The organism is Sulfitobacter sediminis (assembly GCF_040811725.1).
Taxonomy (GTDB): domain Bacteria; phylum Pseudomonadota; class Alphaproteobacteria; order Rhodobacterales; family Rhodobacteraceae; genus Sulfitobacter; species Sulfitobacter sediminis.
In genome coordinates this window covers 1-12123 of record NZ_JBFNXX010000044.1, presented here as the reverse complement: position 1 = coordinate 12123, position 12123 = coordinate 1, and the positions used below count along the sequence as shown (strand labels likewise).

The 12123-nt window shown below is 53.9% G+C and carries 10 protein-coding genes; 4 read left to right on the top strand and 6 right to left on the bottom strand.

Annotated elements, in window-relative coordinates; translation table 11 throughout:
* The first annotated feature begins 254 nt into the window (after positions 1–254).
* Positions 255–470: a phage terminase large subunit gene (gene terL, locus AB2B41_RS22150; RefSeq protein WP_367880006.1), complete on the top strand. Its 216-nt coding sequence runs from the start codon at positions 255–257 to the stop codon at positions 468–470.
* A gap of 104 nt (positions 471–574) precedes the next feature.
* Here terL and AB2B41_RS22145 read toward each other — a convergent pair whose 3' ends face one another.
* Positions 575–1519: a LysR substrate-binding domain-containing protein gene (locus AB2B41_RS22145; protein WP_367880005.1), complete on the bottom strand. Its 945-nt coding sequence runs from the start codon at positions 1517–1519 to the stop codon at positions 575–577.
* Between the two features lie 75 nt (positions 1520–1594).
* On the opposite strand from AB2B41_RS22145, the gene AB2B41_RS22140 reads away from it, so the two are divergent.
* Complete coding sequence (locus tag AB2B41_RS22140) at positions 1595–2293, top strand: glutathione S-transferase family protein (RefSeq protein ID WP_367880004.1); 699 nt, start codon at positions 1595–1597, stop codon at positions 2291–2293.
* Between the two features lie 189 nt (positions 2294–2482).
* Positions 2483–2764 (top strand): DUF4242 domain-containing protein, encoded by a 282-nt coding sequence (locus AB2B41_RS22135; RefSeq protein WP_367880003.1) that lies wholly within the window; start codon positions 2483–2485, stop codon positions 2762–2764.
* A 546-nt stretch (positions 2765–3310) separates the two neighbouring features.
* On the opposite strand, the gene AB2B41_RS22130 is transcribed toward AB2B41_RS22135, so the two are convergent.
* The 5 genes from AB2B41_RS22130 to AB2B41_RS22110 all read right to left on the bottom strand — a co-directional run bounded on the left by AB2B41_RS22130 (position 3311) and on the right by AB2B41_RS22110 (position 10028).
* Complete coding sequence (locus tag AB2B41_RS22130) at positions 3311–4423, bottom strand: zinc-binding dehydrogenase (RefSeq protein WP_367880002.1); 1113 nt, start codon at positions 4421–4423, stop codon at positions 3311–3313.
* Positions 4424–4702: 279 nt separating this feature from the next.
* Positions 4703–5929: an adenylate/guanylate cyclase domain-containing protein gene (locus AB2B41_RS22125; RefSeq protein WP_164354484.1), complete on the bottom strand. Its 1227-nt coding sequence runs from the start codon at positions 5927–5929 to the stop codon at positions 4703–4705.
* Between the two features lie 161 nt (positions 5930–6090).
* Positions 6091–6354 (bottom strand): DUF4242 domain-containing protein, encoded by a 264-nt coding sequence (locus AB2B41_RS22120; RefSeq protein WP_164354483.1) that lies wholly within the window; start codon positions 6352–6354, stop codon positions 6091–6093.
* A 378-nt stretch (positions 6355–6732) separates the two neighbouring features.
* Positions 6733–7662 carry a magnesium/cobalt transporter CorA gene (gene corA / locus AB2B41_RS22115; protein WP_367880001.1) on the bottom strand — a complete coding sequence of 310 codons (930 nt, stop codon included), beginning with the start codon at positions 7660–7662 and terminating at the stop codon, positions 6733–6735.
* A gap of 503 nt (positions 7663–8165) precedes the next feature.
* Positions 8166–10028 carry an adenylate/guanylate cyclase domain-containing protein gene (locus AB2B41_RS22110; RefSeq protein WP_367880000.1) on the bottom strand — a complete coding sequence of 621 codons (1863 nt, stop codon included), beginning with the start codon at positions 10026–10028 and terminating at the stop codon, positions 8166–8168.
* 527 nt (positions 10029–10555) lie between these two features.
* Between AB2B41_RS22110 and AB2B41_RS22105 the strand changes: the two genes are divergently transcribed.
* Positions 10556–11947, top strand: a complete 1392-nt coding sequence (locus AB2B41_RS22105; protein WP_367879999.1) for an alpha/beta fold hydrolase — start codon at positions 10556–10558, stop codon at positions 11945–11947.
* Positions 11948–12123 lie beyond the last annotated feature (176 nt).

Genomic DNA, 12123 nt, shown 5'->3' with positions numbered 1-12123 from the left:
GGGCAGAAACCGTTCGACAATCAATTCAAACGAAATCCCCGGTCGACTTTTTCAACAGCATCTCCGCAACTCGGTCATAGCAGTGTTTTCGACAGACGTCCGGTCGTGGTAGAAGCTGCCGTTAAAGCTTGAGCAGTCAATAGGTCCTGACCCAAGGATATCTTGTCCCTTGGATTATGAGGTGGCAACCACAGGCATCCAAATCCTTTCCAAGGAATCCATAGGGGCCCCATGCACATCTGAAGACCTCCGAGGTGTCGCGTAAGCAGACACGTCTACTGGGTGTTACGCCTTTGATTGAAAGCGGGAAGGTCGCGATCCCAAAAGACGCCCCATGGCTCGCAACCTTCCAGCACGAGGTCAGCTTGTTTCCGAAAGGAAAACACGACGATCAGGTCGATAGCCTTTCCCAGTTCCTGATTTGGCTAGGCGAGCCAGTTGCAACAGCCATGTCTGGAACGGTTATTTGACTAGCACAGACGACTGAATGGCCGCTTGGGCGGGCCAAAGAAGCCATTGAAGTAGCACGCGGCGAATGGCTGCTTCGAGCCCGGACCGGTCGAAAGGAAACCACTCAATTTTCCCCCTCTCGAAGGAATGTTTCCGTGTCTCTTCTGAATGTGGCAGCCTTTTCCAGAAGCCACTCCTTGAAGTCCAACTGCAGACTTCCCATTGGCTGCTCCGACGCCCAAAGTAGTCTGTAAAGCCCATCCGTTTTGCAGCTCATCTTCGGTCCGAACGGTGCGATAAGGAGGCCGGAACGGATGGAATTGAACGCTTCAACCAATCCACAAAGTACTAGCCCTTGCCCAGCGATCGCCGACTGCAGTCCCGAACTCACTTTTGTGAAGTGCACACCGTGATCTAGATGTTCGCTAGCGAAGCCAAAAGCACGGCCCCATCCATCAAAGCCGACCCAGCTAGGATCGCTCGTCCTGTTGCCGATGTGAATGAGAGGCGTGTTTGCCAGCGATCGTACGGACGGATCAGAGACGTGCTTTTCAGCAAAGCCGGGCGAGCAGACCGGAAGAACATAATCTGCGAACAATATCGCCCCCTGCAGATGTTCCGCAGGCGGAGCCCCATAGCGAACAGCAAAGTCAAAGTTCTCCCTCACAAGATCGACGTCCCTATTGGACGCGTCCAACCGCAAGTCGACGGAAGCATGACGCTGATAGAACTCAGAGATCAGGGAAGTCAGCCAGTTTTCGACAAATGATGCAGGCAGAGTGACCGAAAGTCTTGAACTAGGATTTCGATTTTTCAACTCGGTCATTGCCGCTGCCAAGCCTGAGAAACTGCCGGTCAACTGGGCTTCAACACGAAGCAACTCCTCTTTCGGCTTTATGCCCAACGGAGTCCGGATGAACAGCTCCCTTCCAAGGTATTCTTCGAGCGTTCTAACGCGCTGTCCGACAGCCGCAGGCGTTACGCCAAGCTCTATTGCGGCTGCAGTGAAGCTTCCCAGGCGAAGGGTCGCTTCAAGCGCTCGCAGTCCATTCAGATGAGATACTACCATGAGGAAGCCATTAAAGTATTTGTTTAACGGCCCAAAGGATAATCTGGCGTGCAGACTTTCATTCCTTAACCCAAGGTGACCCTGAAACGCTGTGAGATCGAACGCGGCAAAGATAATCTATCTGAGGGGGCGAAAATGTACTTACTTCACTGGGAATATATGGCGGGATCGATCGTCGTGCATGCTCTGCTTCAAGATGCCAGAGCAGACTTTGACCTGCATTACGTCGATATGGGCGCCGGTGAGCACAAAGCCCCTGATTATCTCAGCATCAATCCGACTGGTCGTGTGCCAGCCCTCACTCTGCCGGGTGGATCGACCATTGGGGAAACCGGCGCAATAGTCACCCACTTATGCGAGGTCTTTGCCCAAGCCGGACTCTCGCCTCAGCCTGGAGATACGGACAGGTCGGAGTTCTTGTTTTGGCTGAATGTCATGACAACGATGGGATACCCCACCGTCGCTCGCTGGAACCACCCGGAAAGGTATGCCAAATCGGAGGCAGCTATTGCTGAGGTGGAAAGGAAAGCATCGGCTGACTTGGATGATTTCTTCGACATCATGGAAGAAGCGATCTCGGGGCCGAAGTCGTTCTTGAAAAGAGGCTTCTCAGCGCTGGATTACTATCTCTCCATGCTCACTGAGTGGTCTGCAAACAGACAAGCATTATTCGCGGCACATCCGAAGATCGAGGCCGTATACCTCTATGCGTCTCAACGCCCGGCTTACAGAGCGGCCATGAATAGACATGCCCTTCCCCAGGCAGCGGCGTAAGTCGATGCTGCAGTCGGTGTTTCATAGGTTACTTCAACGGTTGACCAGGCCGCCCATACCACCTTAGCCAGGCCGACGTTTTCATACCTTGGTTAGAAGCCTGAGCTTAACCCAATTTGCCGCCCGACTTTCCAACAGTTTATGGCGGTGCCTGGCGCGATAGAGCGCCTCAACAAAGAGGATAGTCATATGCCCAAATTCATTGTCGAAAGAAAAATTCCAGGGGCCGACAAACTGAGCGCTGAACAGCTTTGCGATATCGCGGCTAAGTCAAATGCAGTGGTTGATGGCCTAGGAGTTCCCTATGTCTGGCATCACACCTATGCCGCTGGGGACAAGCTGTACTGTGTGCATGAAGCTGAGAGCAAAGAAGACATCTATCGGCACGCCAAGGAGGGCGGCTTCCCGGCCGACATCGTTTCGGAAATCAAGAACACTTTTGGGCCAGAAACGGCGAAGAAAAACACATAGAGCACGGTTCGCGAAGCTGCCGATATCCGGATAAACAGGGTCAAACGCCGATGGCGGCTCAGTCCCGCATGTTAGACATCGAACGCAGTCGCAGCGAATGGTCCGTGCTGGCAAGAGCAGTCGTTGCAGCGCAAAAACGGACGTTGCCCCGGCGCGAGCCTATCATGATTGACTGGTTACGATGGGTTGCCGGTCATCCGACCATTTTTCTCGGATGTCTCAGAAGAGCCGAGAGCGGGCTTGATCCGCTATTAACGTTTGCAGCAGCAACCCCGACAACCCAAAACTCCAGCTGCGCCTTAGAAAGAAAGGCTGTCCTTCTCCGCGGCGGTAGCGATTTTTTTGCCCCGGATGCCTAAGTTGCGGTTGCGAGGTCAATGGGTGGCCCGCCCTGATAGCCTCTATCACTGGATTTTTGGGAACGTCTAAGAAACTCATGTTTTGTGCGAGTCAGAATGGACTTAATAGGCCAGAGCGCCATGGCTCATGGATGGCCCATAGTCCGCGAGACACCCCTACCGACCTCAAACACTTGGCAAAGGTCCCTCATTTCCAAGGCATGACGAGGTATTTCTCACCCGTTTTCATCGTGCGATAATCGATCACCGCTTCCTTGGTCAGCATCTCCTCGAGATCGACCCGCTTCTTATAATGGCTGGCAAAGGTCGTCGTCAGGTTTTCGAGCACACGCTGGCGCATCCGGCTCACGGTTTCCATTCCGGCCGATTGAAGGAAGGGAAACAGGAGCCAGCCTGACAGGGTCCAGCCAAAGCCGTAGCTGGGTGTCAGAATGGTCGGACCGACGTCCAGCCGTCCATAGATGAACATGCGCTTTGGCTGGTTGGAGCCATAGCGCGAATACTCGGTCATCTTACCAACCGCGACCTGTTCCATTGCCTTGAAAACACTGTCGACCGATTTTCCCCCGCCAATCGGATCGAAACCGTAGAAGGCATCGGTGTCGTCGATTGCGGACCCGAGTTGCTGCATGAAGTCATCGTCCGATGAATTAACGATATGGGTGGAGCCAAGCTTCTTTAGCAAGTCAGCCTGCTTCTCTTTCCGCACGATATTGACCAGCCCAATGCCATCTTCGTTGCAGATACGGGTTAGCATTTGGCCCAGGTTGGAGGCTCCGACGGTATGCAGGATCGCTTTTTGCCCGTCCATTTTTGCATTCTCAACGAACCCCAGCGCCGTCATGGGATTGACGAACGCGCTTGCCCCGTCCTCAGCCGAGTAATCGCCCAGCGGCAGGCACATGGCCGCGTCGGCGATGCAGTACTGGCTATAGGCGTTACCCGGTACACAGGCGACGCGCTGACCCATCAGCGACTTGGCAATGCCGCCGTCACCCGTTGCGACGACAACGCCCGCCCCTTCATTCCCGGCGGGAAGTTTCAGCCCGTGACGCGCCTTGGAGCCAGTATTGAACGGCTCGGGCATGGTGGCGACATATTTACCAGGCGAATAGTCGGCGTTTTCGAGATCGGCCGCACCGGCAAGGATTGCGAGGTCGGACGGATTGATCGGCGCCGCCTCCATTTTCACGAGTACCTGATTGCCGACAGGATCGGGAAAAGACACGTCCTCGATCGCGACTGTGAGTTTGCCATCGCTTTCTAGCGTAGTGAAAAGCTGTTTGCCGGTGGTACTCATGTCGATATCTCCAAGTTTCAGATTTCAGAATGAAAATGCGCTTTCAGGTCAGAGTCCCAGCGAGTTGGACCAGTAACACCTCGCCCCCGTGGCTCTTTGTCCAGCGCAGGAAGCGACGTAGCGGTAATCGCCGATACTGAGCACACCCGCTACCATTAGCGCAAGCAAGATGGTGGAATGGCTGCCATACCCGCTCAGATGACTTTGATGCAGAACGCAGCTAATGGCTAGAAGGAGCCCGAAGCGGCCGCCGCGTTTGTCATAACCAATATCTCCTTCCTATTCCGTAGCGCCCTCATCCAGCCTAAAGACCTCGACCGGCTCGCGGATGCCCTTGAGCGTGACCTCCCCTTTCGAGACGGAGGGGAAGTCGTCCTCTACGGCTATGGCAGCACGGGTGCTAAGAAGGATTTCGCCGTCCTCGGCCATTTCGCACAGGCGCGAGGCGACGTTGATCGCGGTGCCCGACGCGGTGTAGTCGGAGCGTCCCTCGTAGCCCACCATACCGACGGTGGCATAGCCCAGCGAGACGCCGACGCCGAACCCAAGTCTATGACCAAGGCGCTTCCATTGCTTAGACAGCTCAACCATCTTCGCGCGCATTGAGATAGCCAGCCGGACGGCATCACCCGCCGGGTCATCGCAGGGGATGGGATCGTTGAAGAGCACCATAATCCCGTCGCCCATGCGGTGGTCGACGCCCGCGCCATGCGCGTTGATCAGCTTGCCCATTTCCTCGTGATAGGTTTGCAGCACCTCGATGGTCTCCTCGGGTTCGGCGGTTTCGCAAAAGGCGGTAAAACCCCGGATGTCACAGAAGAGCACACCCAGTAGGGCGCGGTGGCTCGACAGCATCTTTTCTGAGCCGGAGGAAATGACCGTCTCTGCGACAGCAGTGGGTAAGAATCGCTTTAGCTTGCCAATGCGTTCGATTTCGCCGACTTGCTCCTCGACCTGCTTTTGGAGCGTATTATTAAGCGTCTGAACTTCTTCGGTCTTATCCCTTAGCGCGCGATACTGACGGACATTTTCGACTGCGATTAACGCCTTCTCAGCGAAAATTTCAAAAAGTTGGATATCTGTGTCTTTAAAGGTGCCGACAACGCGTCCAGCCAGACTCAGAACACCATGACATTCATCCCGCGTGAGCAATGGTACGTGAAGAAGACTTCTTGCTGTTCCTGGACTTGGGCCCAATTCATCTGCCTCAGTGTCTTCGATGTGGACGACAGACCGGGAGACTGCGGCTTGAACCATTGGATTCCCTATATCCTCTAGCTTCGGAGGATTTTGGAAGTGGAGCGCTACGAGCCACTCATCTTCGCCCTGATAGGCTGCAAGTTGCAGCTCTGATTTGTCTTCCGATACCAGAAAGAGACCTGCATGCAGGCTGTCACAAAGCCTTCGGGCGTGAGCAAGGATCGTATCGAAAACTGGAAGACTATCATCGCGCGAACGCGAGATCACCTGGAGGATTTCGCGCGAAGCAGCTTCACGCTCGCGCATGATTTTCAGCAGTGATTTATCGTTTTGCCAATCCCGATTAGATGACAAATGAACGTCTCCGGTCAGGAGCCAACTTGAGCATCTTGGTCACAAGACGTCAAAGGCTATCATCACTGAAGTCTTGCTTGGACCAGACAGCATCTTCCCGCCAGCGAAGAGAATCACGGCGTCAGGTCCATTGCAGTGACCACTCCGCTATAGGGTAATCCTGCCTCATCGTTCAGTAATCGTACGTCATCAGCCGATGTAGCCTCGAACAGACACATGCATCGGCCGTCCTGCGGTGCGAATGTTGAGCGGATATATCGGATGTCGGTCCCCGCGGCGCGCATTTCCTCTGCTTTAGAAATGGCGGCTTTCTGTGCACCGGCGAGATCTTCCATCGCGATACCTTTCAGGTCACGTTCCACCATGAATACCGGCATTTTTTCCTCCTGTGTTAGGGCCGATCGTGTTTAATACCTTATAACGAATAGCCCTCGAACAGCATAGAAAATGGTTATGGAATTATGACCTACAGCTATTGCAACTGTGGCTGCATGGGGCAGGCGGAGATGTAGAAAGGCGGGGTCATAGCTCTTGTGCAATTTCAATTATGACCACTGGCAGGATTGTCCGCATCTGAGACATCGATCGTGTCCGCAGCGAATGGCCGAAGTTAGAAAGAGCTGTCGTTGTGCGCAAAAGCGGACTTTGCCGCGCCGCGAGCTAGGCATGAATGACTGCTGACGGCGGCTTTGAGGTCATCCGATAGAAAGACTCGGATGTCTCAGAAGAGCCCCGAAACAGAATTGCCACGGCGTTTATTGGAGCCAGCCTTTCTTCCAAATGTACCATAAGAGTCCTCCGGCTGATGCGCTCATCAGGAGCAGCGCGAAGGGATAACCCAGATACCAGCCTAGCTCCGGCATATTCCACGGCGATGTCTCGCGATCGAAGTTCATGCCGTATACGCTTGCGATGAAGCTGAGCGGAATGAAGATGGTCGCCACGATGGTCAGAACTTTCATAACCTCATTCAGCTTCATGCTGACACTGGAAAGATGCACATCGATCAGTCCTGAAGCCATTTCGCGGTATGTTTCGACAATGTCCATCAGTTGTACGGTGTGATCGTAGCAGTCTCGGAGGAAGAGCCTAGTTTCCTTTGAAATGAGTGGATGTTCGTCACGGATGAGGCTGTTAAACAGTTCCCGATGTGGCCAAATCGCGCGGCGCAGGAGCAGAAGATCGCGCTTCAGATGGTGCAACTCGGTAATGTTGCTTGGCTTAGGTGAACTGATTACATGGTCCTCAAGGAGTTCAAGCGTGTCGCCGCTTTTCTCCAAGGCCGGAAAATAGCCGTCCACAATGGCGTCCAATAAAGCATAGGCGGTATAATCCGAACTTGCGGTGCGAATGCGACCGGTGCCCTTACGAATTCGATCGCGCACGTTTTCAAAGCAATCTCCCCGTTTCTCCTGGAACGTAACGACGTAGCCCTCGCCGATGAAGAACGCTACCTGCTCCGTATCGATCGACCCTTTCGCGTCCAGCATTAACGCCACCACGAACAGTTGATCGTCGTATTCCTCGACCTTGGGCCGCTGGTGCGTGTTGACAGCATCTTCCAGGGCCAGGCTGTGCAGACCGAAGATCTTGCCTAGTCCAGAGATTAGATCAGCATCTCCAAATTGTATGACGTCCACCCAAACAGTGGCAAAATCTTTCCGCATATCTTCGATATCGGCCAAGTCGGAGATTTGTCGTTCAGCAAGACTGTTCGGCCCGAAAGCCATGACATGTATGCTGGGCTTTCCCGCAGAGTCGGAAACGTCGAACTTGCCTGGAATTGAACCAGGCGGTGATCGTCGCTTGGCTTTTACGTGCTTTTTTTTCACTTTCACATTGCGCCTTTATACCCTGCGGCCACTTACTTCGATGTTAGGCCTTGAGAGCCTTTTGGAGCCGCTGGAAGCTTCAGGATTGGTTGTGAAACCTGTTTAAGAGATCACTCTAGCTTGCGAAACCGGCAATGGCACTAAGCTGTCGGCTTTGTCCCGCACTGCGGGCATAGACGTTGCTAAGAGCAAGGTCAGCTGTTTGAAGATGCGGTCATTGAGGCAGATAAGCGGACGTCGCCGCGCGGTCCCGTCGCGTCGAATGGCTTCTGAACGCGGCTTTGCAGACATCTGACAAAAGCGGTCAGATGTCTCGGAAGAGCCCAAAGCGGTCTTTGTTGGCGCATTGCTTGTACTTAATCTGAAAGTCCGGCGGCTTTCAGTTGCTCGGCAAGCCTTGCATTTGCAGACTGATCACCAGCGTAGCCCATACCACTGACAGCAACACTGATTGTCATAGTTGGGTACAATTCTGTGAGCCTTCGAACCGCTTCGGACGCGCTATCTGGCTTGTTGAGTGCGATGTTGCTGGCAACCTGGAATACTTGGCAGGCTGAATAACCCGGCGTCTTGGCAAGACAGTCGCTCGCGGCCTTTAGAGATGCATCGTATTCACCCTGTCCCCACAACGCGCGGCTCATCGCAGCATCATAGTAACTGGGTCTGATCGGGTTCAGCTCGAAAGCCTTCCGCGCTGTTTCGACCGCTTTGTCGAAATCGCCGATATTGGCATATGCACGGCCTAGAAACAGGATGTTGTCTGCATCTCCCGGCCCGAGCTCCACCGACCTTCTCGCGGCTTGAAGCGCTCCTTCAGTATCGCCAACCCAAGACCGAAGTATACCAAGTGCCTGAAATGCGGTCGCTAGCGTCGGGTCGATTTCAATGGCCTTCTCGATCTTCGCAATCGCCGACGACAGATCGGCTGGCCCGAGGTCCGAAGCCCAACCGAAGGCAATGGCTATCCCTTCAACCCAACCCAGGTAAAGCCAAGCCGGTGCGTAGTCTGGGTCCAGTTCGATCGCGCGAGAAAGATCTTGTCTCGCCAATTCCGAATCTACAGGGTTCAGACGATGCTTCCGCGCCACGCCACGCAAAGCGAGTTCATAGACGTCCAAGGTTTCCGGCGGCCGCCTCAGAATTTCGCCTTTTTCGATTTCGCGAACTTCGGAGAAAAGAGAACCGACAATCCGTTCGACGATGTCGTCCTGCGTATCAAATACGGTTTCCGCTGTGCTCTCATAGGCCTCAGCCCAAACATTCCTCCCACTTTTCCCGTCGACCAGCTGTGTCGTGATCCTGAGGTGATCGCCGCTGCGCCGGACACTGCCTGTGAGCAAGTAGTAAACGCCAAGTTCTCGCGCAATCTCAGCTGCGTCACGCGTTTTCTCTGCCACAGCAAAAGATGCTGACCGCGCCATCACTGTAAGCTCGGCATTACGCGCAAGCTGCGTAATGATGTCTTCGGACATGCCATCGGCGAGATAGCGATAGTCTTCATCATCTCGGAATGTTTCGAACGGCAGAACCGCGATTGAGGGCCGGTCGGGTAGCTGAAAATCCGCACGCCCCCCAAAAGAAGTGTCATCTTGATACCACCATATTCCAACGCCGGTGATCGCGATCAGGATCAGAACCGCGAACACCAAACCGATGCGGCGTGCCAGCTGTTGTCTGAGCAGGGGCGGTCGCTTCCTGGCTACGCCATCAGTTTGAAAACCGAAGACCCTTATGGGATCAGCGACATTCTTCAGCGTTTGCAGTCCAAGGTCGCGAAATTGGCCATTCACCTTTCCCTTGACCTGATCATGGGCACTTTGGGAAAGAAGTATCCCACCGGGCTCTGAGAGGCTTTCAATACGTGCTGCAATATTCACGCCGTCGCCATAAATGTCGTCGCCCTCAACGATCACATCGCCGATATTGATGCCGATGCGGAAATCGATGCGCTGCTGCTGCGCGGTCCCGGCATTGCGATTTTCCATCCCGCTCTGGATTCCAACTGCGCATTGCAGAGCGCTTACGGCACTTGGAAATTCGACCAGAAGACCGTCACCCATCAGCTTGACGATGCGCCCGCCATGTTCAGAAACCAGTGGAGCGATATGGTCCTCGATATGTGAACGCAGCGCGGTCAATACGCCCGTTTCGTTCGCACCCATCAAGCGCGTGTAGCCCACAACATCCGCCGCGAGAATTGCCGAAAGCCTACGTTCCATTCTCTCTTCCCTTGGGGACGAAGGCTAACTCACGCAGTCTGGTCATGCCAGAATGAAAGCAGTCGCTTTTCGTCGCTTTGCATTCCTGCACGCGGTAACTTGCTCCAAAGCAGGCAATTCGAGGACCGCTTCGTCCGCAGCTTAGACATCGGGGGTAGTTGCAGCGAATGCCTGGTGTCGGTAGTTGCGGTCGTTGAGATGCAAGACGCGACGTTTCCCCGGCGCTGTCCCACCCTGTGTGACCGCTTGAGGTAGTTTTCTGGACATCTGAGAAGAACACTCAGATGACGGCATCGAGCCCATTGTTGCCGTTAGCGATAGTTACCTTTAGCAACTTGGATTCGAGCTTTTCGGGATAGCCTGCCCTCTCAGAGGGGCTGTCTTTTTGCAGCGTGAGATCATGCTAAGTTCAGGCACTAGAATGGTCGGCTTTTCGTGTAAGCTGATAACAAAAGTCATCCCAGATCAAACATCTTGGGCGCATCAAACAGTGCTAGGTCACCGGGCACGTACACGAGGAAACCGCAATGGAACAAAGACTTTCAGCCATTCTGGCATCTGACATGGTTGGTTACTCTCGATTGATGGAAGCGGATGAATTGGGCGTTTTGTCGCGTCAAAAGAGATATCGAAAGGAACTAATTGATCCAGAGATCGCTCGTAACCGAGGGCAGATAGTAAAAACTACTGGTGATGGCCTGCTCGCAACATTTGCTTCTGTTCAGGACGCCGTACGCTGCGCCCTGGAAATCCAGAAAGAGATGGGACGGAAAGAGTTAGACTTAATAGAGGATCAGCGAATTCGATTCAGGGTGGGTATTAACATCGGTGACGTCATTTTCGACGAGGACGATATCTTTGGCGACGGTGTCAACGTTGCCGCAAGGTTAGAGGGTTTGGCAGAGCCTGGTGGCATCTGCGTTTCAGATATCGTTCATCAATCTGTTTTAGACAGGATCGATGAACCGTTTCGAGACATGGGCGGGCAGCGTGTGAAAAACATCACCCGTCCAATCCGGGTATGGCAATGGACGCCCAATGCCTTCCAGGAACGCAAGGTTCCGGAAATCTCCTACCAACAGCGCGTGAAATTCTGTAAGTCGGCGGATGGTGTCAACCTGGCCTGGGCCTCAACTGGAACTGGAATCCCGGTTCTCAAGGCTCCAAACTGGCTGAACCACATTGAATATGAGTGGACCAGCCCAGTCTGGGGAGAGTTCCTATCTGAGTTCTCCAAGATCTGCCATCTGGTTCGGTTCGATCAGCGCGGGAACGGGCTTTCTGACTGGGATGTTCAAGACATTTCCGAGGACAGGATGATCGATGACATGGTGGCAGTTGCTGACGCCGCTGGTTTGGACCGTTTTGGCCTGTTTGGCATAAGCCAAGGCTCAGCCTTCAGCGTACGATTTGCCGCCAGATACCCGGAAAGGGTCAAGTTTTTGATCCTGCTAGGAGGATATCTCCGTGGCAGAATGATGCGCGGTAATCCTGAAGCTGAACAGTTCTACGAGGCGTCCCGAGCAATGGTTTCAGCTGGTTGGGGGTCGCCAAATCCTGTTTACCGACAATTCTTTACATCCAGCTACATGCCAGACGCCACTCCGGAAGAATGCGCCAGCTTCGATGAAATGCAACGCATTTCTGCGAGCCCCGAAACCGCGTTGAGGATCATGGCTATGAACGCTTACGTCGACGCGCGTGACGACGCGCACAAGCTAAACGTCCCAACCCTGGTTTTGCACGTGCAAGGGGATATGGCTGCACCCATCAGTGAGGGCCGCGAAACAGCGCGGGAGATACCGACTGCAGAATTCGTGGAGCTTCCCGGTTCAAACCATTGTATGGTCCGTGGTCATGCGGGCTTTGATGAATTCTTTCATGAAGTTAGCCCATTTCTGGCACAACAAATCGACTGACCGCTTCTTACTGAGACATCGGGTAGGGGCGCCTGCAAGGGCCGCATTGTCCGGATGCTGTTGAAAAAGTCGACCGGGGATTTCGTTTGAATTGATGGCCGAACGGTTTCTGCCCGGCTCTTCACACCGGAATTTGTCTGAGCTTGGCAAGTTTGCGGAGGTTCTGGACTGTTGCT

Excerpts from the sequence above, each read along its gene's own strand:
- AB2B41_RS22120 (WP_164354483.1), bottom strand. The coding sequence starts at position 6,354 with ATGCCGGTATTCATGGTGGAACGTGACCTGAAAGGTATCGCGATGGAA.
- AB2B41_RS22135 (WP_367880003.1), top strand. The coding sequence starts at position 2,483 with ATGCCCAAATTCATTGTCGAAAGAAAAATTCCAGGGGCCGACAAACTG.
- AB2B41_RS22145 (WP_367880005.1), bottom strand. The coding sequence starts at position 1,519 with ATGGTAGTATCTCATCTGAATGGACTGCGAGCGCTTGAAGCGACCCTT.
- AB2B41_RS22125 (WP_164354484.1), bottom strand. The coding sequence starts at position 5,929 with ATGCGCGAGCGTGAAGCTGCTTCGCGCGAAATCCTCCAGGTGATCTCG.
- AB2B41_RS22110 (WP_367880000.1), bottom strand. The coding sequence starts at position 10,028 with ATGGAACGTAGGCTTTCGGCAATTCTCGCGGCGGATGTTGTGGGCTAC.
- AB2B41_RS22105 (WP_367879999.1), top strand. The coding sequence starts at position 10,556 with ATGGAACAAAGACTTTCAGCCATTCTGGCATCTGACATGGTTGGTTAC.
- AB2B41_RS22130 (WP_367880002.1), bottom strand. The coding sequence starts at position 4,423 with ATGAGTACCACCGGCAAACAGCTTTTCACTACGCTAGAAAGCGATGGC.